The 20,119-nt window shown below is 48.6% G+C and carries 25 protein-coding genes and 1 pseudogene; 18 read left to right on the top strand and 8 right to left on the bottom strand.

All coding sequences use genetic code 11. The annotated features are described in order from the left end of the window. Positions 1 to 241 precede the first annotated feature (241 nt). The gene (locus HRE53_RS07995) at positions 242 to 583 is read left to right on the top strand and encodes an antibiotic biosynthesis monooxygenase (RefSeq protein ID WP_212662965.1); all 342 of its coding nucleotides are present in this window, start codon (positions 242 to 244) and stop codon (positions 581 to 583) included. A 230-nt stretch (positions 584 to 813) separates the two neighbouring features. Here the strand turns inward: HRE53_RS07995 and HRE53_RS07990 are convergent, their stop codons facing one another. From HRE53_RS07990 to HRE53_RS07975, 4 genes are all read right to left on the bottom strand, one after another. Then, positions 814 to 1,392 carry a hypothetical protein gene (locus HRE53_RS07990; protein WP_235109876.1) on the bottom strand — a complete coding sequence of 193 codons (579 nt, stop codon included), beginning with the start codon at positions 1,390 to 1,392 and terminating at the stop codon, positions 814 to 816. Next, positions 1,367 to 2,587, bottom strand: coding sequence for a sulfite exporter TauE/SafE family protein (locus HRE53_RS07985; RefSeq protein ID WP_235109874.1), 1,221 nt, complete (start codon positions 2,585 to 2,587; stop codon positions 1,367 to 1,369). Before HRE53_RS07985 ends, HRE53_RS07990 begins: the two co-directional genes overlap by 26 nt. A gap of 3 nt (positions 2,588 to 2,590) precedes the next feature. Continuing rightward, positions 2,591 to 3,076, bottom strand: coding sequence for a hypothetical protein (locus tag HRE53_RS07980; RefSeq protein ID WP_235109872.1), 486 nt, complete (start codon positions 3,074 to 3,076; stop codon positions 2,591 to 2,593). A gap of 177 nt (positions 3,077 to 3,253) precedes the next feature. Further along, positions 3,254 to 3,844 (bottom strand): macro domain-containing protein, encoded by a 591-nt coding sequence (locus HRE53_RS07975; protein ID WP_235109869.1) that lies wholly within the window; start codon positions 3,842 to 3,844, stop codon positions 3,254 to 3,256. A gap of 196 nt (positions 3,845 to 4,040) precedes the next feature. On the opposite strand from HRE53_RS07975, the gene HRE53_RS07970 reads away from it, so the two are divergent. The 12 genes and pseudogenes from HRE53_RS07970 (at position 4,041) to HRE53_RS07915 (ending at position 11,326) form a co-directional block, all read left to right on the top strand. Beyond that, complete coding sequence (locus tag HRE53_RS07970) at positions 4,041 to 4,685, top strand: DUF1877 family protein (protein ID WP_235109866.1); 645 nt, start codon at positions 4,041 to 4,043, stop codon at positions 4,683 to 4,685. A 107-nt stretch (positions 4,686 to 4,792) separates the two neighbouring features. Further along, a complete protein-coding gene (locus HRE53_RS07965; RefSeq protein WP_235109865.1) occupies positions 4,793 to 5,086 on the top strand; it encodes a hypothetical protein in 294 nt (97 codons plus the stop codon). A gap of 116 nt (positions 5,087 to 5,202) precedes the next feature. After that, entirely contained in the window at positions 5,203 to 5,754 is a 552-nt protein-coding gene (locus tag HRE53_RS07960) for a hypothetical protein (RefSeq protein ID WP_235109863.1), read from the top strand. A gap of 52 nt (positions 5,755 to 5,806) precedes the next feature. Further along, the gene (locus tag HRE53_RS07955; RefSeq protein WP_235109862.1) at positions 5,807 to 6,187 is read left to right on the top strand and encodes a hypothetical protein; all 381 of its coding nucleotides are present in this window, start codon (positions 5,807 to 5,809) and stop codon (positions 6,185 to 6,187) included. 24 nt (positions 6,188 to 6,211) lie between these two features. After that, the gene (locus HRE53_RS07950; protein WP_235109861.1) at positions 6,212 to 6,571 is read left to right on the top strand and encodes a hypothetical protein; all 360 of its coding nucleotides are present in this window, start codon (positions 6,212 to 6,214) and stop codon (positions 6,569 to 6,571) included. Positions 6,572 to 6,744: 173 nt separating this feature from the next. Continuing rightward, positions 6,745 to 7,158, top strand: a complete 414-nt coding sequence (locus HRE53_RS07945) for a hypothetical protein (protein ID WP_235109860.1) — start codon at positions 6,745 to 6,747, stop codon at positions 7,156 to 7,158. 131 nt (positions 7,159 to 7,289) lie between these two features. Next, the gene (locus HRE53_RS07940; RefSeq protein WP_235109859.1) at positions 7,290 to 7,709 is read left to right on the top strand and encodes a BlaI/MecI/CopY family transcriptional regulator; all 420 of its coding nucleotides are present in this window, start codon (positions 7,290 to 7,292) and stop codon (positions 7,707 to 7,709) included. Further along, positions 7,709 to 8,569 carry a M56 family metallopeptidase gene (locus tag HRE53_RS07935; protein ID WP_235109858.1) on the top strand — a complete coding sequence of 287 codons (861 nt, stop codon included), beginning with the start codon at positions 7,709 to 7,711 and terminating at the stop codon, positions 8,567 to 8,569. The genes HRE53_RS07940 and HRE53_RS07935 overlap by 1 nt, the downstream gene beginning before the upstream one ends. Before the next feature lie 136 nt (positions 8,570 to 8,705). Further along, the gene (locus tag HRE53_RS07930) at positions 8,706 to 8,993 is read left to right on the top strand and encodes a hypothetical protein (protein WP_235109855.1); all 288 of its coding nucleotides are present in this window, start codon (positions 8,706 to 8,708) and stop codon (positions 8,991 to 8,993) included. Beyond that, a complete protein-coding gene (locus HRE53_RS07925) occupies positions 8,993 to 9,871 on the top strand; it encodes a DUF692 family multinuclear iron-containing protein (protein WP_235109853.1) in 879 nt (292 codons plus the stop codon). The genes HRE53_RS07930 and HRE53_RS07925 overlap by 1 nt, the downstream gene beginning before the upstream one ends. After that, entirely contained in the window at positions 9,868 to 10,071 is a 204-nt protein-coding gene (locus HRE53_RS07920) for a hypothetical protein (RefSeq protein ID WP_235109850.1), read from the top strand. Before HRE53_RS07925 ends, HRE53_RS07920 begins: the two co-directional genes overlap by 4 nt. A 62-nt stretch (positions 10,072 to 10,133) precedes the next feature. After that, a pseudogene (locus HRE53_RS07915) lies at positions 10,134 to 11,326 on the top strand (ABC transporter permease). Here HRE53_RS07915 and HRE53_RS07910 read toward each other — a convergent pair. The 3 genes from HRE53_RS07910 to HRE53_RS07900 form a co-directional block, all read right to left on the bottom strand. Further along, on the bottom strand, positions 11,318 to 11,659 hold the full coding sequence (locus HRE53_RS07910; protein ID WP_212662952.1) for an MGMT family protein: 342 nt from the start codon (positions 11,657 to 11,659) through the stop codon (positions 11,318 to 11,320). The pseudogene HRE53_RS07915 and the gene HRE53_RS07910 overlap by 9 nt on opposite strands. 60 nt (positions 11,660 to 11,719) lie before the next feature. Further along, a complete protein-coding gene (locus HRE53_RS07905) occupies positions 11,720 to 13,180 on the bottom strand; it encodes a VanZ family protein (protein ID WP_235109848.1) in 1,461 nt (486 codons plus the stop codon). Positions 13,181 to 13,432: 252 nt separating this feature from the next. Further along, entirely contained in the window at positions 13,433 to 14,101 is a 669-nt protein-coding gene (locus HRE53_RS07900) for a riboflavin synthase (protein WP_235109846.1), read from the bottom strand. Between the two features lie 234 nt (positions 14,102 to 14,335). On the opposite strand from HRE53_RS07900, the gene HRE53_RS07895 reads away from it, so the two are divergent. The 5 genes from HRE53_RS07895 to HRE53_RS07875 all read left to right on the top strand — a co-directional run bounded on the left by HRE53_RS07895 (position 14,336) and on the right by HRE53_RS07875 (position 19,025). Further along, entirely contained in the window at positions 14,336 to 14,848 is a 513-nt protein-coding gene (locus HRE53_RS07895) for a bifunctional nuclease family protein (protein WP_212662949.1), read from the top strand. 15 nt (positions 14,849 to 14,863) lie between these two features. After that, positions 14,864 to 16,033 (top strand): aldo/keto reductase, encoded by a 1,170-nt coding sequence (locus HRE53_RS07890; RefSeq protein ID WP_235109844.1) that lies wholly within the window; start codon positions 14,864 to 14,866, stop codon positions 16,031 to 16,033. Positions 16,034 to 16,308: 275 nt separating this feature from the next. After that, entirely contained in the window at positions 16,309 to 16,668 is a 360-nt protein-coding gene (locus HRE53_RS07885) for a DUF760 domain-containing protein (RefSeq protein WP_212662947.1), read from the top strand. Positions 16,669 to 16,844: 176 nt separating this feature from the next. Further along, entirely contained in the window at positions 16,845 to 17,012 is a 168-nt protein-coding gene (locus HRE53_RS07880) for a hypothetical protein (RefSeq protein ID WP_235109842.1), read from the top strand. A 117-nt stretch (positions 17,013 to 17,129) separates the two neighbouring features. Further along, positions 17,130 to 19,025 carry a GTPase family protein gene (locus HRE53_RS07875; protein ID WP_235109841.1) on the top strand — a complete coding sequence of 632 codons (1,896 nt, stop codon included), beginning with the start codon at positions 17,130 to 17,132 and terminating at the stop codon, positions 19,023 to 19,025. Here HRE53_RS07875 and HRE53_RS07870 read toward each other — a convergent pair. Continuing rightward, entirely contained in the window at positions 19,017 to 20,114 is a 1,098-nt protein-coding gene (locus HRE53_RS07870; RefSeq protein WP_235109839.1) for a radical SAM protein, read from the bottom strand. The genes HRE53_RS07875 and HRE53_RS07870 overlap by 9 nt on opposite strands. Positions 20,115 to 20,119: the final 5 nt, after the last annotated feature.

The following is a 20,119-nucleotide window of genomic DNA, read 5'->3' as shown; positions in this document are numbered from 1 at the left end:
ATAAATAAAGTTTATGATTGTGAGCAAAAAGATGAATAAATATGAACGGCTAGGGGGCAATTAAATCCCTAGCACTTCCTTAGATGTTGTTTAAGTTCCCCAGTATTGGTCAGGTCACCTTCTACCCTATGGGTATGGATCAATCCTCAGCCAGGACAGGCAGATTGATCAACGATTGGGGTTCGTTTTGTTACCCCAAAACCCTAGCCAAATTTCTCCCAAATGGCGGAAGGAGTAAACAATGTCAGACTTTCAGGATTGTTTGAAGCGGCGGTTTGCATCAGTAGCGATTGGTGAGTTCAAACCGGGTAAATTTGCAGAGGTTCGACACCTGTATGAACAAGCGATCTCAACTTATTCTGATGGCTTTGAAGGAGCCTATCTGTTCCAAGAACCCGGCACAGACAAAGGCGTATCGGTCATTCTCTGGGACAACTTAGAAGATATGGAAGCCCATGAGGGTGAAGAACAAAAAGCCATTATCAATCAAATGGCTCCTTATTTCTCAGAGCCGCCTAAAGTCTCTGTCTATGAACTCGTTTGTAAAATTGACCCGAATGAGACCCCAAAATCAGGCACATAAGGGGTGTGGTTATAACAACGGAGTCATTCATATTCAGTCTTCCGTATAGGGCTGAGGGTATTCATGCAGCCTATGCTGCAGAGTTTTAGTTGAGCAACAAGTCATCTTCACGCAGCTATCATTCCTCTTTACCCAGATTTTGTGGAAGCTCTATGAGAAGGGGTAAGTGTTTTCTTGATTCAGTTTGATGACGAGAGGGATCAGGGAGGGGGATGATCTCAATTGGCTATTTACTGTTTTTTGCGTAGCCAAAGAACCAGCATCAACAGACTGAGTCCTGTGCCAATACTAATGCTGAGCCATGCAATCTTGGGTAGACCTGATTGCGATGAAGATTGGGGAGGATCTGTCGGCTGGGCCGGAGAAGATGGTTGAGGGTTGCTTCCCTTGGCGACTGTGACTGGAAAACTAAACTGAAACGGTTGGAATGCGTCGCCCGTTTGCGGCTGGCCTTGAATGCTTAATTGGTAAGCGCCTGGTTTTGGAAAAGTTACATCAGCTCCAGGAATATTTTGGTATTGCTCTGCGGAGATGGCGGTTAAGGGAGGTTGAGAAATCGCCTGCCCATTTTCCTCGGAAATGACCTGAAATTTACAATCGCATTGGGAGAGAGGAATCGTGCGGCCTCCCTTTTGGGTGAGGACAAACCAGACTTGGGCAGGTTCTCCCGCCCGTGGGTTGTGATCGGGTTCTAAGTGGAAGGTGACCGCAACGGATCCGGAGGCTTTGACGGTGTGAGCCTGTCCTGGTCCGCTCCATAACCCAATCGCTAATATGGCTAAACTACTGCAGTGGAGAAGACGCACCATAAAATTTCTCTAGTGAAAACAAGGCCCAGACCCAGCGGCAGCGCAGGAGTAAGACGAGGAGGATTGTAGTTGAGATCGCAACGGTCCTGCCTAAATGCATGCCTGTCCATTCCAGCCCCCCTAAATAATGGGATCCGATCATCACAGTATGGCCTCCTGCTAAGAGGAGAGCGGGGACACTCAGCAGATGGAGCCGTCGCCAATGGGGGCCTAATCGTTTAACCATCCAGTTGTTACTGGTGGTGGCTAAGGGAGTGAGCAAGGCCAAAGCAACGATACCTGCCCAGAGGCCCGCTTGATGGAGGGGCAGCATAAAGGGAAGGGCTGTGAGAGACCACTGAAAAGAATGGTCGAGAACCCGCAATATATGGATCAGCGACAGCACAAAAGCTCCGACCCCTAACAACCGACGATAGTGCAGTGGGGCCGACCATACAGGCTGGATGGGACGGGCCAGTAGGGCCAACATCAATAACAGCAAGGCGGTATGACTACTGTAGTCCTGCATCTCTCCAGTTCTGAGGATAGTCAGCAAACCTATGATCAGCATCAGCCAGCCCCCCATTTGGAACAGTTGGCTGCGTCGATCCTGGCTGAGAACGGCAGTAGAAAAACCGACGCCTAATAAGGTGGGCATCGTTCCCAAACCGAAACACAGCATCGTGGCACTTCCTAGTAACCAGTCCCCTGTGGCAGCGGCTTTGATTTGGGCGGCATACAGAAAGCCACAGGGAATTAATCCCCAGACCATGCCCAGCAAAGCGGGAGTCCACCAGTGGGGATGATGAGCTAGCCCCACCATGGCCCGGTTGAAACGCTCATGCAGCCCCAATTTCAGTAATGGATGTGGCAATGGTAATTTAGGTAACCAGTCGGGGCGAATTTGCCGAATTCCCAGCCAGATCAATAAAATACCCATCAAAAAGGCAATGCTCCGACGCAGGATACTATCGATACCTGCTAGTTCTCCACCCACAGCTAGGACAGAACTGAGGGCACCAATGGCTGCCCCGATTAGGCCATAGCTCAAAATTCGTCCTAGATTGAGCAGGAAGTGAAACGTCAGCTGTTGTTGCCAAGTTCTGGATTCACCTGAGGTCAAGGCAAAACTGGCTGCTAATGGTCCACACATACCGACGCAATGGCCAAAGCTGCCTACAAATCCCAGGACGGCGACGAGCAACAGGTCTAGCATTTCTTAAGGCTGGGGCGCAACCTGAATCACTTCAGTGTCGCTGATGGGCTGTCCTCGATGGACGAGGGATTCATGCCCGTTACTGTTGAGGGTGACTTTGAGGGTGTTAGATCCGGATGGTAACTCAGAGAGGTAATACCAGTTGCCGTAGAGGCGAGTTACTTTTTTGTCATTGATATATAAGTGGGCATGGCCTTCAGAAGTCTTGCTAGCAGAGTTGACTTGAGCTGGGGCAAAGTTGAAATTAGTGACTTTTAATTCTAAGTTCCAGCCTTGGACCTGATCGGGATGAACGACTAACTCAATGGTGGGGGTGGCTTGATTGGCAGAAATTTCTAGTTGTTTGTGGTGGTGATGTTGGGTCTGGCTTTGATCGGCTGATGAAATGGTTTGGGGTTGAGTATGGTGGGATTGCACGATTCGGGGTGTCACCAATACCCCAACGCCTATATAAGTGGCCAGTAAAGCCCATCTTCGAACAGAAGTCATAACCAGATTCCCCAGAGAATAGAAATGCGATCGCAAGTCAAAACCAACCTGCAATTTCACTCGCAAATTATTTGCCCAACCTATCCTGAGGGACCCTTTCTGAAAAAGTCAAAAGACAACCTGTCGTATTGAGAATCTACACCCTGCTTGAAACCATATCTAAGGGAATGGGAATGCTCAACCTTCCCAAATTTGCAGTTGCCGGGATGCTGCAACGAAGCAATTCAACAGTTTGGGTGGATAGAGAAAGTGGTCATAGGCGACAGCCATCTGCCGAGCGGCTTCGTGATAGGGAACTCGACCAATCCCTGTTCCTAAACCAGGACAGGCAATACTTTCTATGGGTCTATGGGACTGTTGATTATGCTGCCGAACGGCTAACAACATGGCCCACATGGCGCTGTAAGGAATATCTGTTCCTTTGATGATCATGGGCACCCGCATGGTTGGGGTGTGAGCTAGGTAAGGATGTTGAGGATGCCCAGTTTCGACAATCATGGATGTGCCAATGGGCTGTTCTCCCAAATACGTTTCTAGGATTTGGGATTTAACTTTCCATTCCAGATCCACTCCGAAAAATTTTGTGATCGCGGCGTCCATCCCGCCATCCATCATGCCGAAGGAGTTGGCAGGACTCACCAGGCAGTCAAACTCGGTTAACCACTCAAAATAATTATGAACAACTTCAACGTTGGGTAAATGCTCGAAAGATTCGCAAAACGCCTCGTACAGCTCAACTGCAGGCGCTAAAAGGATTAATTTTGTCAACTAAAAGCTCCATAGGGCTTGAGTCTAGCAAGCCAGAGCAGCAGCGTCAATTTGATGGTTGATGCATTTAAAAGCACTATATGGTTGTGAAAAAGATTTATTAGGCAAAGTATAAGAAGCTTTTGAGAATATGTCTGTTACATCATGTCTAACCCAAATTTCTGAAATCGAATTAGACATTATTCGACAAGATTTAGTGATTTATGAGTATGTCATTTGTTTCCTAGAGCCCAAAGATAGTGATTTACCTTTGATTTCAGATATTTCAGAATTGACACCAGAACAAAGGCAAGTCCTGGAAGAAATTACATCAGATGTGAATGAAGTTTGTAATGTTTGGACGGATTGGGATGTTGAAGTTCTAGTAGATCTGAAACAAGATTTCCCACAAGAATATAACTATTGGCGGCAAAGCCTATATTCAATTGTTAGTAACAACAAAAACCGCTCTCATTTATATTTAGGGCAGGCTTGGCATTGGATCAGCTATGTGCTGAGGGATGGTCAATCTATGAATTATTTGGATTGCATATGTGTAGATAATAATTTATGCCTCGTTAATATTTTTGCTGGTAAACCTGTTGATCCAATAGATTCATCCCCTTGTAGTTGGTATCAGGAAGTGAGTGAAGTGGCAGAAATGTCACGAGTGTTATCAGCAATTGATGAAAAAGAAATTCGACGACGTTTGGAGAAAGCAGCAAAAGTAAACCCCCCAATATATCGAGGTGGATGGTCAGAAGATCAATATCCATTCCTACAAGAGTATTTGCAAGAGATTCAGCATTTCTATCAGATTACTGCTGATCAAGGGTTGGGAATGGTCACTGTTCGCAATTGAAAACACTGTGGGAAAATATTGTGATATTCATAAGCCTGGAACGCTTGTTGCCACAGCATTTAAGTAATCCTGGATTTGATGATCGTAAAGATTAGATAGAGGTAATCTTGGCTCTAGCAAAAAAAGAAAGTCGAATGCTGGTAACGGGCGATGTCCGGTATCGCTGGGTCGTGTCCCCTGATAGTGGCTTTATGGTTCTAGTAGTCATAGATGATGAATCTTCTGGTCAAAAATTGGAAGTACAGATGGATTACGATGATCCGTCAATGCCTCAAAAGCATCGGCAAATTACCCCAAGCCTGGTACTTGGATGCATTGAAGAGGCACTCCAGAGGGGTTGGCAGCCAAGAACCCCAGACCTTAAACCATTTCGCATCTCACTTCAAAGGCTAAACGAATAGACGAACTGCGACGGACTGGTTATCAAAATCTAATTCCTGCTCGCCAATATGTAGCGAAGTCGAATTCTGCAAAAGTGATGGTGAGCTAGGATATTGGGCGGATAAATCCAACGATTATGCAGGATATAGAACAGTTACTGAGATTACTTGGCTATGATCGGCGATGGCTCGCCTATGGGTTGCTAACTCTAGAAGAGCTGGCACGTCAACATGAACTTTTTGAGTCTTCTGACGATCAAAATACTGAACACTATCGCTATGCTTCATTTCGCGGCATTCTAGATAGGCGTTTATCCTTAGCTAATGAAGAATTGGCGCAGTACATTGAATTGGCTCTGCTTGACCCTGATCGGGCGATGGCTGAGGCAGTACTTGCCAATCTTCTGTCTTGGTCTGGCTTAAGTCAGGATCAAGTTGAGCATGTGGCGACACACCCAGCCTTTCAGAGCGACTGTCATCAAAAGCTGGTGAGACGGCGACGACTTACCCTTTTGATTGAAGCAGGGCCAATTAGTGATGAATTAGTGGAAAGGTGTATAGCGAGCAAAGATCGCATGGTCCAGGAGTCACTCATCGCAGCTAGTAACATCACCAGTCAGCAACTCGATAGGTTGAAACGTGAAGGCTGTAATCGGGCTGTGCGTAATCAGGTCCGGCAGCATCAGTGATGCAGGTCTTTAGCTGGCCTATTCAAAAGAAACGAAGACTAAAGTATCTAACATGACTAGCTATGCAAAAATATCGGGCAAGTTGCCGGACTTTAAGGTTCGTTATCGATTGCTACTAGAGGGTGGTCGCCAGTATTACCAGCGAATGCGTTGCGACTGGTCGTATAAAGGAGACGATATTTCAAAAACTGGCATCTACATGATTTGGCCTGAGTTTTTGGCTTTAGACGGTTCTGTTTTTCCGCAAGATACTCCTGTCCCTATGTCTGGCATGGCAACTATGTGGATTGTGTCACCTGAAATGCGCCGTCAGATTCACTGCTCAGAAATTCAGGTAGGTGTAAAAGGCTATTTTATGGAAGGAGGTAGACGAGTCGCAGAAGCAGTTGTGATTGAGGTGATCGGCCTCCATTCGAATGCAGATCTTTATTAATGAAGTGCAAACCACAAACGGAATATGACCCTTGTTGTAGACCTTTTTGATCCGAGTTCAGATTCTTACTCATATCTCAATGCAATTGAATATGATGCAGCTGGATTGGAGTCATATCGCACAAAGTTATGGGGGTCGCAATCATTGATTCGGCGTGGCGCAAGGTACTTTCCCAAACTCAAAGATGGTGATTTATTCGTTTACCCTGAGGAATTAGATCTGTTGGCTAATGAATGTCAAATGATTTATGCAGATTCTGTGGCTATTGCCCAAGAAATTTGGTGTAATAAAGCACAGTCGGCGAGAATTCAGATATATATGGAGCGTTTTCTCTCAGCGATAGATTTAGCCAAGCAGCGAAATGCTGGTGTTTGCATCAGCTAATTCGCAACGACTCGCTGATTATGGTGAGCATACGGAACAGTGAAATACGCCTTGAGAAAATGATAAATCGATGCGTTGTTTCAACTTGAGTGTCTTGAGCATTGGGGTGCATGAGCTGTTTGAGAAAATGGCAGGCTAGCATGGGACTGTACTAAGTTTTTCAATACTCGCTCTTGTCAGACAACTCTGATGCCATACTTTTTCATCGGGTCACTGGCTGTCCGATTGTGCAAGGTCAGTTATATCTTCAAAACCTCTCCGTTGAACAACGGTTGAAGATGATTGCAGCACTGCAAGTGGCCCATCAATCAGGTGCGTCCAATCTGCACGATCCCCTTGAAGATGATCCTGATCTGCAGCCAATATTTGAAGAGGCGCGATTACAAGCCCGTCAAGAAGAGGCTCTTGGACATCAGTCGCGAATGGTTGAGTTGCAAAACACTTCACCTAAAAGTGCTGATTTGTTCTGCAGTGGGAGGGGACTATGTCATCAGCAATGGATTGTGATGAAAAGGATTCTGCTAGAAAAGTATGGCATTGAGTGGATGACTCCAGCTGAAATGAATCCATTTATGATCTTTGACTAGACAATCTTTGGCCTTCAGCACTCTGTAGCTACCAGCGCTGACCCTAAAAAGTCTTGTTTCTAAACAGTTCTGATGATGAGACATTACGTTACCTTGGTGAGTAGCCAACCTTTCAGCAGGATGTAATAGCGATGCCATCGCTCCCGGACTTTCGTCCCAAGCAGCTTTCTTTAGGTCCGTTAGAATTCGAAATTCTCAACCTGATCTGGGATCTGGGAACTGCCACCGTTAAACAGGTGCATGATCAGATTTTGGCCAACCCCGATCGCGAATTGGCCTATACCTCCGTCACCACTGTCCTCAATCGCCTCACTAAAAAGGGCTGGTTGGCTTGCGATAAGCAAAACCGTAGCTTTGTATGGCGTCCTCTGGTCTCGCGAGAACAGGCCAACTCCCTTTGGGCCTATGACCAGCTTCAGCAGTTTTTAGCAGTGGGAAATCCTGATACCGTTGCTGCTTTTGCCGATCACCTTGATCAGGCCAGCGTCGAGCAGATAGAAGCGATCGCAGATAAGATACGGGCCGCTCGTAAAGCCAGGGAGGAACAGTAATGCATTTGCTTATGATCCTCAGCGCCTTGTCCCTGGTCTGGCTTTGTCGAACCTATGGCTATCGATGGTTAGAATCCAATCGAAATCAGTGGACTTGGGCACAGCGATGGCAGGGTAACTTGTTGGTCTTTTTATGGTCGCCGTTGCTGTTGTTAATGACTGCGATCGCAGTGTTATGGATGGGACCTCAGGGCCATATGGTTTGGGTCCAGGAAGGTTGGTGGAGTTATGGCTTAGCCATTGGTTTTGTGGGTATGGCAGTTGGCCTCAACCTCAGGCTGATCATCGAAGGTTGGGCTAGCTTACAGCGCATTCATGCTTGCCCTCAAACCCAGATTCAAGGCCATTGGGCCTACCAAGTCGATCATGTCTTACCTTATGCAGCTCAGGTGGGTTTTTGGCAGTCTGAATTAGTCATCACCCAGGGATTATTGCAGACTTTATCTGCAGAGCAATTGACATCAGTCCTCGTGCACGAACAAGCGCATCAACAGTATCGCGATACGTTTTGGTTCTTCTGGTGGGGTTGGCTGCGTCGGCTGACGGATTGGCTGCCCCATTCCACAGAACTTTGGCAAGAACTCTTGCTGCTTCGAGAATTACGAGCCGACCAGTGGGCCGCCCAGCAAGTCGATCCGTTGGTGTTGGCAGAATCCTTGCTGTTGATGGTTAATCCCTCTCCTGCAGACTTTTCGGAGAGTATTTGTGCTGCCATGCAGACGGCAACGGGCCATCGATTATCAGAGCGGATAGACGCCTTGCTTGCCCCGAGGGAGACGGCTCCCCCTGCCTATTCATGGACATGGAGTGGCTTATTAGTGACGGCTGCACCTTTGTTGACCATTCCTTTTCATTACTAGAACCATAGGGAATTCGATGGGATGCCAGACTGATCACGAGGGCAGACCTATGAGTTGCAAAAATTGAAACCAGGGACTGCAAGCCTGATTCATTGCTTAGCATGGAGTCATCTCAATAACTTTGGCCCAGTCTCCCATGAAAAAGTTCTCTGTCACCGCTGGTTTGACGGCATTTTTACTCTCTTTAGTCTCTCTGGTTGCCCAGGCTCGCCCTGCTGACAATCAATGGTGGTTTCAGTCTGCCACTGTTGAACCCGAACCAGCGGTGTCAGAGACAAAACCTGAAACACCCAGCACTCAGCCCACTTTAGTCACTGAAGCTGAACCTGTTCCCGAGACTCTAACTCCGGGAATGCAACCCCACGCCCCCTTTGATCCACGCCAGCTTCCCCATGAGCCTTGTCCCCCTTGTGGCATGGGCTAATGACGCCTCAGATTGGTCTATCCTTGATGCCTCAGCCTGACTTTTGGCAGGCGGCTCAGCCTCTGTTTGATGCGGATGAGGTAGACGTGGTGGAGTGGAGCTTTGATATGGGTTGGGGTGGCGTGGTATTGCCCGATCTGTTGTGTTCTGTTTTGCGGCAGTTTAGCCAGCGCAATTGCCTGTTAGGGCATGGGGTAAGCTACTCGCTACTGTCTGCTCAACTGGATCGACGCCACTGGTTGGCTTGTCTACAGGCAGAATGTCGTGACTATTCCTATCGACATATCTCAGAACACTTTGGCTGGATGGCGACTCAGGATTTTGCTCGCAGTGCGCCGTTGCCGATGCCCCTGCTGCCAGAGACTCTGAAACTGGGATGCGATCGCATCCAGCAATTCGCAGATATTGCCCAAGTGCCCGTGGGCTTAGAAAATCTCGCCTTTGCCTTTGGCCTCCAAGATGTCCGTCAACAAGGCGAGTTCCTAGATCAGCTCTTAGAACCCGTAGATGGCTTTCTCCTGCTGGATTTGCATAATCTCTACTGCCAGATGCACAACTTTCAGCTCTCAGCCACAGAAATCTTCAGCCTCTATCCCCTCGAAAGAGTGCGAGAACTTCACCTGTCGGGTGGATCCTGGAGTCACCATGGCACGGCAACGATTCGACGCGATACCCATGATCAGGCGGTTCCAGAGCCAGTCTTTGAACTCTTAAAACTGGCCCTTCAACAGTGTCCCCAGGCCGAAGCGATTATTCTAGAACGTATGGGAAATACGCTGAACTCCGAGCAGGAGCAACTTCAATTTCGACAAGACTTTGCCCATATTCGGCAGATCACAGATCACGTTTCTCACGTTACAGAAGCAGGAGGGAAATGATGAAAGAGCAAGACCTCGCTGATTTTCAAGCCTACTTACTAGAGACTCTATCTACTCAAAACACTTCAGCAGAGATCCTCACGCAACTTAGTTCACAACCTTTAGATGAGGGCTTAGCCAGCTACATCCACACCTTGGACCCAAATATGGTGGAAGTTGCTGCCACCTTAATTAAAAAATGGGGGCAGCGCCGTCTCTAACCAGGGCTTAATCCATTCAGGACCTACAATATGGAAGTCTTTAGCACCAAGGGCAGAGAATTATGAGTTGGTGGCAGCAGCTTCGCCAGAAAAAGTTGGCTCGATTTGGAGCCGCCATTCTGATTACCTTCTACGTGTTAGTGATCGGAGCGGACTTTGTTGCCCCCTATGCCCCCTGCGACACGGAAACCATTAATACTGGAGCCTGCCAGCCCCAAGTAAATGGAGCCTTATTACCGCCCACCCAGATTTATTGGAACAATGATGATGGCCAATGGATTGGCCCCCATGTCTATCCCACCACCCTCGAACCTATTGACTGGCGCAATAAGGAATCCAAAGCCTGGCAGACCGGCATCCGTGATTTACAAGTCGATCGGACTCAACCGTCTCCCCTTCGCCTTTTTGTCAAAGGCTGGGATTATCAGTTTCTGCAACTGAAGCTGCCCTTGCCCACTCAACTCTCCTGGTCTGACCCCAAAATCGATCAGGTCACCGTCTTCCCAGGTTTTGCCTTTAATCGTCACTTGTTTGGCACTACTGGCCCTGGCTACCTCAATGTCTTGGGGACTGATGATCAGGCCCGTGACCAATTGAGCCGCCTCCTCTTTGGGGGGCGTATTAGTCTCAGCATTGGTTTGGTGGGCGTTGCTATTTCCCTGCCCTTGGGGATGCTAGTGGGGGGGGGGTATCTCTGGGTATTTCGGGGGGATGGGTGGATGCCATCTTGATGCGCTTCGCGGAAGTCTTGATGACCATTCCTGGACTGTATTTACTGGTGGCGCTGGCTGCTATTTTGCCGCCAGGATTATCCAGTAGTGAGCGCTTCTTGCTGATTGTTTTAATTACTTCGTTTGTGGGTTGGGCAGGGTTAGCTCGGGTGATTCGCGGTCAGGTGCTGTCGATTAAAGAGCAGGAGTTTATCCAGGCTGCCAAGGTGATGGGAGCAAAGCCGCTGTATATCATTACCCGCCATGTCCTCCCCCAAACGGCTACCTATGTGATTATTTCCGCGACCCTAGCCATTCCTAGTTTTATCGTGGCGGAATCAGTGTTGAGCCTAATTGGCTTGGGGATTGAGCAGCCTGATCCCTCTTGGGGCAACTTACTTTCTCTTTCAACCAATGCCTCTATCTTGATTTTGCAGCCCTGGCTGGTGTGGCCTCCTGCCGTTTTGATTATCTTGACGGTGCTGTCCTTTAACCTCTTAGGTGACACCCTGCGAGATGTCTTGGACCCCAGAGGCTCACTCTAGTACGTTCGGCTGCCACCGATAGCAGCGCAGATCCAGTTTGTCTTGGCTATTGAAGGTGACGCCTTCTTGCTCCAGCAAAATGCGTTGCAGGTCATCGCTTCCCTGGCGTTGGGGAGAATGAGAAATCATACCCTGAGCATTTACGACCCGCTGCCAAGGAATATCTGAATCCGGTGCCACTCGATACAGGGCATAACCAATCTGGCGGGCATGACGGGGCTTGCCTAATAATTCCGCAATTTGGCCATAGGTGGCGACTTTCCCTGAGGGAATTTTGCGTACTAACTGATAAATTTGTTGATAAAAATAGCTTTGACGACCTGAGGTTTTCATAGATCTATAGGTTGGGCTACTGACTATCCTCTCTTAAGGTGAAAACGGTGCAATAGACAACTAAAGCTGATACTTCTCTAAGGTGATGAAGTAAAGCTTGGTACCAAACCAGCAGAAGAAGAGCATGGCTAACACTTCAATATATTCAAATAACCAAATATTGAGGCTGCTTGTATATACCCTAGAAATAAGTGCAGCTAATATCGAGATGCCAATTACATATTGAGAAATTTCCCTAGCCGTATTAATTTGCCCCGTTGCCTGCTGTAGCTCGAATAAGACGATTGCGGGGGCAAACGTAAAGGCAATAAATAACCCTTTATATAAGTCGAAGCTCAAAAGCGCTAGCCGCCATTCTCGATAGATTTTAGACAGAGGCTGCATAAAGTATAGGCCAGCAAGTAGAGAGACTTGTTTATCTTGATTCAGATGGTTCTGGTAAATGTGAAAGGAAATGCCGTCATATACAATGACGATATTTTGATCTATAAAGTTTAGGTTTTCGTCATGCATTATGAATTCAGGAGTCATTCCTGACACTCCAGAGAGTGGAAATCGAATGCGGCTAGTCAGTCGATTCGCCTGGATGCCTAAGATAAAATTTGCATGATCTATATCTTCAGCAATCGCCAAAACTACGCCAAAGCCCTTATTGAATTTAGACTTGATTTTGAGGGCAATGGTAAAAGCTGTATTGGACTTCATGCGGCTGATGAAGTCAACGTTACTGCTTTCAACTAAATACCAAAAATCATTGTCTGCCTTAGGATGTAGCTTGGGTTGAGGGGAAGCGTTTTCGCATGAGTCTAGCTCTGAAGGCAAACGATACTGTTCTGCTATATCTGGTTCTAATAGACAGGAAAAGGCTAACGATTCATAGCTAGTGGAATCGAGCTTGAAGTCAAGTAATGGTTTGATGCTATCTGATGGCAATGCTGAATCAAACATGAGAATATTGGATGCTTTACCTAGCCATGGATTTTTCCCTGTTGCAGTATTTCCAATGGTTAAGGGATAAGACGTTTGCCAGTTACTGATCTGGATTTGGCTGGCAAATATAGAGAGTCCTAAATAGATAGAAATAAAATACCCAAGAAATGCAACGATGCAAATCTTTTTGTTGAGCCTGATCGAAAATCTTTTGGGTTTTGGTGTTAATAACTGCAGCGCATATAAGCCCCCTAAAAAACCCCCTAATCCATTGAAAATAATATCGGACAGGGTTGGATATCGACCGGGGAGAAAGAGTTGTGCCACCTCAACCAGCAGCGAGGTGGAAGTGCTGATCAACCCAATACTCATCAGACAAAGTAAGGCTTTATGCCTTGGCAGTCTGTTGGTGAGGGCATAGCTACTGAATCCTAGGGGCAAAAAGAGAATGATATTTGCCAAAATATCGATGGGATTCGTGGGATTCCGAATCCCTAAACGAATGGCGTCTTTGAGATTAAGGTCCTGGAAATTAAACGTAAATGGAGACAGGGTACTAATGGCGATCAAGGTTAGTGAACCTAGCCACAAAGCTACTATCATCACTAACTTTATTTTTCGATGCTTCATTCTTGATGGCTGTTAACAAGTAAAGAAGGCGCTTGCAAATCGGGAACTGTAGAGGGAGTGTGAGGTTTAAGTTCGGGATCGCACCATATCTAGGTTTGGAGATGACTTAGACGCGTTTAACTGCCGCTTGAAAGGGTTCTTCTGCGGCAATGTACAGTATGTTGCTCAGAGCCAGAGTGATTTTCGAGGGTATGGATGGCTGGACAAGAACCATTACAGGTTACCGAATCCGTGGGTGGCCAGGAATTCAGGTGTTATTTCAGGCAGGGTTGTGGTGGCGGATGAGGGACCTGGCAGGTGCAGGAGTTTAGCGACATATTTGCCTAACACATCGTTTTCAATATTGACCTGATCGCCTGGGTTTAAGTCTTGCAAGTTCGTGTTGGCAAAGCTATGGGGAATGACGGCAACTTTGAAGTGAGTGCCACTCTCGTTGCAGTCGGCAACCGTCAGGCTGACGCCATTGATGGCTACGCTGCCTTTATGGATGATAAAACGTGCGATCGCATCCGGTACTGTAAAACTCAACTCCCAGGATGTGTCCGTTTGTTGGAGTCCTTGGAACACCCCCACGTCATCAATATGACCCGTGACAAAATGGCCGCCTAATCGATCCCCCACGCTGAGAGCGGGTTCCAAATTGACGGCTTGGTGGGTATGTAGTCGCTGCGAAAGGGTGGTTCGCTGCACCGTTTCAGGAGACACAGACACCACAAACCCCTGAGCAACTAAAGTTTCGACGGTTAAACAGACGCCATCCACAGCTACACTGTCGCCGATGGCGAGGTCCTCCCAAAAGGGAGTGGACCCACACTTCACTAAAATTTGCTGTGGGCCTTGGGGCTGAAGATAACCGAGTCCTTGAATGAGTCCTGTAAACACTTACGTATCACGCCATCATTAACATCAGTATTTCTTACATTGTCAAAGTCTGATTGCCTTGGCTAGGATCAGGGCGGGGAATTCTATCTTAATTCTCAAACCTCGTACTTCTGAGATTCTCAGTCCGATCCTTAGAGTATAAATTGCCCTAAAGAAATTGTAGAGAATCCTCAATGGTATGGGTTTACATGAGAAGGTGTCCTCCGTGGCCATTGTTCCATTGGGTCTACAAGCATGATTGAAATGAATGTTGCGGGTATTGCTTTGGATGCCGCAACCCGCTTGCCTATCGTTCTCTTGAAAGATGCGACGGAACGTCGGGCTTTACCCATTTGGATCGGTCAAACAGAAGCTAGGGCTATTCTCACGGCATTAGAGAGCCAAAAAACACCACGCCCCATGACTCATGATTTGATGGTGAACTGCATGGATCAGTGGGACATCGATTTAGAGCGGGTGGTGATTCATTCCCTGCAAGACAATACGTTTTATGCGGTGCTGACCTTACAGCAAGGGGATTCTAAAAAAGAAGTCGATGCCCGTCCGAGTGATGCGATCGCACTAGCACTACGCATGGATAGCCCCATTTGGGTGCTAGAAGAAGTGGTTGCAGATGCCTCTATTCCCGTTGATAAAGAAGCCGATCTGCAAGAACAAGAAGAATTTCACGAATTTATCGATAATATTCGTCCCGAAGACTTTACTCAGAGTCGAGGTGGCAGCGAACCCTCGGCTGAATCTAGCTAATCCTCGCGACTCACCATGAAATATCGCCGTTTCGGCAAGACTAATCTGCATCTGTCGGTGTTTTCTCTGGGAACGATGCGATACTTACAGTCGGCTCAGAATGCTGAAGCAACCTTGGAGCGGGCCTTTGAACTGGGCATTAATCATGTCGAAACGGCCCAAGGGTATGGAAAAAGTGAAGTCTATCTCGGGCAGATGATTCAGGCTTTAGGGCTGGCAAGGGAAGATGGCTGCTATCTGCCAGAGCAAGTCCAGGGAGAGGCTAAACGCCTCTATCTCACCACGAAAATCACGCCTAAACCTGATGCCCAAGCGATGGCCGAGGCGATTGATTTGTCCCTAGAACGGCTAGGACTGGAGACTATTGATTGTCTGGCCATTCATGGACTCAATACGCCAGAGCATTTGGAATGGGTTCAGGATCCCCACGGATGTATGCAGGCGGTGCAGGCTGCAAAAGCCGCAAATCGGATTCGCCATGTAGGGTTTTCCACCCATGGTTCATTAGAGCTAATTCTGGCCGCGTTGGAGACAGATTTATTTGAGTTTGTGAATCTGCACTACAACTTTTTCTTTCAGCGCAATGCCCCAGCTGTTGAGCTGGCGAGGTGCAAAGAGATGGGCATTTTTATCATTTCCCCTGCAGATAAAGGAGGATTGCTATATACGCCACCGGAACACTTAAAAGCCCTTTGCCAGCCCCTGGATCCTCTCCATGTCAATGCCCGATTTTTACTGAGCCAGTCTGGGGTGACAACCCTGAGCGTGGGGGCTGCGAAGCCAGAAGAGTTGGATTGGCCCCTTGGGATCGCAGATCAGACTCACCCTCTCACGGACGAAGAACAGCAGATTCTTGACCGTCTTCAAATCCAGGCCCAGACGCTGCCCGATCTGTGCCAGCAATGCTATGCCTGTCTGCCTTGCCCGGAAGATATCAATATTCCAGAAATTCTGCGATTACGGAATTTGGCTCTAGCCTACGATATGGAAGAATTTGGCCGTTATCGCTATCGTATGTTTGAAAATGCGGGGCATTGGTTCCCTGGACAACGGGGCAATCGCTGTACTGACTGTGGAGACTGCTTGCCTCGTTGTCCTGAGCAGTTAAATATTCCCCAATTGCTCCAAGACACCCATACTCGTTTGCAAGGTCAGCCTCGGCCTCGATTATGGGAGTCCATTTAGAGGCCAAAAAGCAATCTAGCGAATTCTTCTTGATGCTTGATGTATAAGCGCTTGCTCTAGGCGGTCTAGGCTTGAAATCTCGCCAAAAAAGTTAACAATCGTTTATACTACCGTCAAGGAAGCAGAACGCTTGTTTACCCATTCACGAAGTTCTGATTTCTGGATGATAGTGTTGATCAAATTACCTTAAGGTTCGGGCTTCTCTCCATCGAGAACCTGGGCATACTAGAGGAAGAGATGACACAATGAACACAAGCAGATTCTGAGGGTGCTTTATGGCCTTTGACCCCGAAAACGCCAACTTTATTATGAGTGATTCAGAGGAGGCTCAGGCCAATCTCTTAATCAAATATTTACAAAATCAACCGCCAGAAGTCCTGGCCCGGGTTGCTAAGTCCGTCAGCCCCGAGATTAAGCAAATCATCTCGCAAAATGTGCAAGGGCTAGTGGGTGTCCTGCCTAGCGAAGCCTTCAGCGTTCAAGTCGTTACCGATCGCGATAATTTAGCTGGCTTGCTTGCCTCCGCGATGATGACCGGTTATTTCCTCCGCAAGATGGAACAACGGATGGAACTGGATACTAGCCTGTTGGGCAATGGTCTCTCTTTTGATCAAGATTCTGAAGACGCTGAGTAGCGTCAGTCAATAATTAGGTCATGCTCCACGTCTGAATAACACAGCAGTGAGATCACCAATCTGTGCAGACTTGTTCTAAGTGCAGTACTGGGTAAGACTCTGGCCTGCTGAGTTGTCCCAACTGTGGGAGAGCAGGTTCCCGTGGGGCTAGCTTTTTTGCGGCTCGTCACTCCCCGATGGCTCAGTTATTGTTGCAGATTTCGATTCTAATCACCTGGTTGGGCTTGGTCCTCAACATTGGCACTGGACTTTACTATATGGTCATGGGTGATCTGGTGACTGGACTAATTGCCCTCTGGGTGGGCACTCCTTATCTGTATGCTCCAGCGGTTGTCTTCTCCTAGATTGCAGAGCGACTATAGTTCTAGGGAACCTTTGCTCAGGTTTTTCAGGTTCGTTTAGTTCGTCTGCGGGCTATATTGCCCTTGGGTCCTTTTTCATTCCATCTATAAATCCGCCCTATGATTCGTCTCAAGGTCTGGCAGTGGGTCATCTTGGCCTTACCCGTCGTTAGCGTGCTCGGATTTCTCGGTGTTGCAGCTGGGCTGCAAATCCATCAGTGGGGACTGAGTTGGATTTGGGCTGTGGTGGTTTTGGTGTTTGTCGGTTGGCGATATTTACTGGCTCGCTGGGTGCGGTTGCCGGATCAGATTGCTGCAGAGGCCAGAGCTTTTATTCAAGACAATGCTGCAGAGACTCCCACTGCAGGCCAGCCCCGCCGGGAACAGGCCGAAGCCGAAATTCAAACGATTCTGGTCGCTGCTCGGGAAGATGTTCTGCCCTGGGAAGACTGGGCCCAATTCTTTCGCCGCTGCCAAACCTTGATTGAGGCGATTGCCCATGTCTACTACCCCACCACCAAACGGCCCTTTCTGAATATCTATGTGCCAGATGCCTATGGTTTATTGCGGGGTACCGTGGACGATGTGGATCAGTGGATGCAAAAGCTTTCCCCTGTGCTGGGGCAGGTGACCGTGGGACAAGCCTACGAAACCTACGAAACCTATCGAAAATTAGAGCCGGCTGCCCGCACGGTCGTCAAAGTGTGGCAATGGTCCCGGTGGATTTTTAATCCGGTGGCAGCCTTGACCCGCACCTCTACCCAAACCTATCGGACTCAGGCCAATCAACAGTTACTGGCCAACTTAGGGCAGATTGTGCGAGAGACCACTTTGCAGGCCCTCGGGGAACGAGCGATTGCCCTCTACAGTGGCGAAGCGGTGCGCTCCTTGGAGAGCCTGGTAAAACTACCAGAGGCCGAGACTCAAACCCTACAAGGGATTATTACGGAAGCCGCGCCTGCCGAGACCGTAGAGCAGGCTCCTTTGAATGTGCTCTTGGTTGGACGTACAGGGGCAGGCAAGAGTAGCCTGGTGAATACCCTGTTTGGCCGACAGACAGCAGCCGTGGATGTGTTACCCAGTACGGACACCTTGCAGTCTTACCCTTTCCAGAATGATCTAGATGAAACTCTCATTCTCTGGGATTCACCGGGGTATGAGCAAAGTGGAAGAGATGATCTACGCCAAGCAGTGATCGAGAAAGCGGCTGAGGCGGATTTGCTGTTGTTGGTCACACCGGCGACGGATCCAGCCCTGCAAATGGATCTGGCGTTTTTAGAAGAGATCACAACCCAAGTGGATGATCTGCCCATCATTAGCATCGTCACTCAGGTGGATCGGCTACGACCGATTCGAGAATGGTCTCCACCCTACGATTGGCGATCCGGTGACCAACCCAAGGAGAACTCGATTCGTGAGGCGATTGCCTATCGTCAAGAGATTTTGGGGGAACTCTCGGCGGCAATTTTGCCGATGGTGACAGAGGATAGGAGCCAGGATCGACCAGCTTGGGGAGGGACGGAACTGTCGGCAGCGATGGTGGATGAATCTGACCCGGCAAAGCAGGCCCGAATGGCGAGATTTTTGCGCGATCGCACCACCCGTATCACCACTTCTGCCAAAATCATCAATCAGTATGCCTCCCAAATGAGCACGACCCAGGGACTTGCGGCTCTGCTTAAGAGTCCGGTGTTAGGCTTTCTATCGACGATGACGACGGGTTCCCCAGCCTTAGCAACAGCCCTGGCAACTCAACTGCCCATTGAGCAGGCCCCTGTCGTCATGGGGAAGCTACAGATGGGCTATGAGTTATTTACGTTGCTTGCTGAACCTGATGCTCATCCTGTCTTTGATTTTTTGTCCCTGTGGCCGCTGCTGCTAGAAACGGCTCCCTCGATTAAGGAAGATGCCTGGGCCTTTGGCCAAACCATGGTGGAGTTTTGGTCTGGCAAGGTGAGGGTCGAGCAATTGCAGGTGCGATACCAGAGCTATCTGAGCAAGGCCACTCTAGCCTAAGCAGGCTTGATAGAGTCCTTTTAAACTGGGGCGATCTGCTGTAGCGACCCCGCGCATTAACCCGGTCAAATTGCACACGCAGGTCTGGCAATCTGTGGCATCTCGCAGGATGCACTTACCGACGCTTTGGCCATCAAAGCCCAAGCTGGTCACTCGCCGGGCCACGGTACATTGGGTGGCGTTTTGAATCACGAAGGGCGCATCAAAGAGGTAGGAATTGACGGCAGGCTGGTTAAAGGGAAATAAGTCCCAACCGTATTGGACCGCCGCTGCTTCAATCATCCCCTTCATGGTTTGCCGATCTGCCAGAGTCAGGGTATTCGGATCCGCAGGAGACTGGGTGGCTGCACCGGAGACCATGATGCCTCTCAGTTTGGTGACGGAGGTGACGAGCCATTCTACGGTTTCAGGAAAGAGGTCGAGGCTAGATTTGGTCAGGGTGATGTGGGCATATGCACCGCGCTCGGATTCATTGATATTGCGGACAATGGCCGCCGCCATGCCGTGGAGATCTTGGTAGGTATGGTTTTTGAAAAAACCTAGGGGATCTCGGGTTTGATTATGATGGTCAGGGGGACCATCGATACTGACGCTATAGACCACAGAACGCGGCACTTTGGGGAATTTGCTAGAGCCATTGGTCACGACCCAAACCACCGGAAATTTCCGGCCAGCATATTGAATCACTCTAGGGGCTAAGGTAGGTTCTCCACCCACGAGGGTGGCGAGGACCATGCCTTGGCGGGAAAGCTGGTCTAGGGTTTGGTAAATGGCTTGGTCTTTGGCTTTATGTTCGGCAGGGGTAAGCTGCAGATACCCTCGGACTCGTTGGGTTTGGTTCCAGTCGGAGGGATAGACATAGCAGTAATGGCAGCCAGCATTGCAGCGATCGGTGATTTCTACGGAAGCCCCGAAGGGGAGAGACTGTTTTTGCAGCCTCGATTTGAAAACAATGGTTATGGCTCCCAGAAAGGCTCTGGCAATGATGAAGTTACGCTTGATCCAGCCGAGAGGTGAATATTTAGGTTGGTAGGGGATAAAGAGTGATGGGTGACTTGTCTGACTCGATTGCCGATTCTGGGTGAGCATAAATG

Origin of the sequence: Acaryochloris sp. 'Moss Beach' (assembly GCF_021497025.1) — a bacterium.
GTDB classification, from domain to species: Bacteria; Cyanobacteriota; Cyanobacteriia; order Thermosynechococcales; family Thermosynechococcaceae; genus Acaryochloris; species Acaryochloris marina_A.
This window is presented reverse-complemented; position numbering and strand designations above follow the sequence as displayed.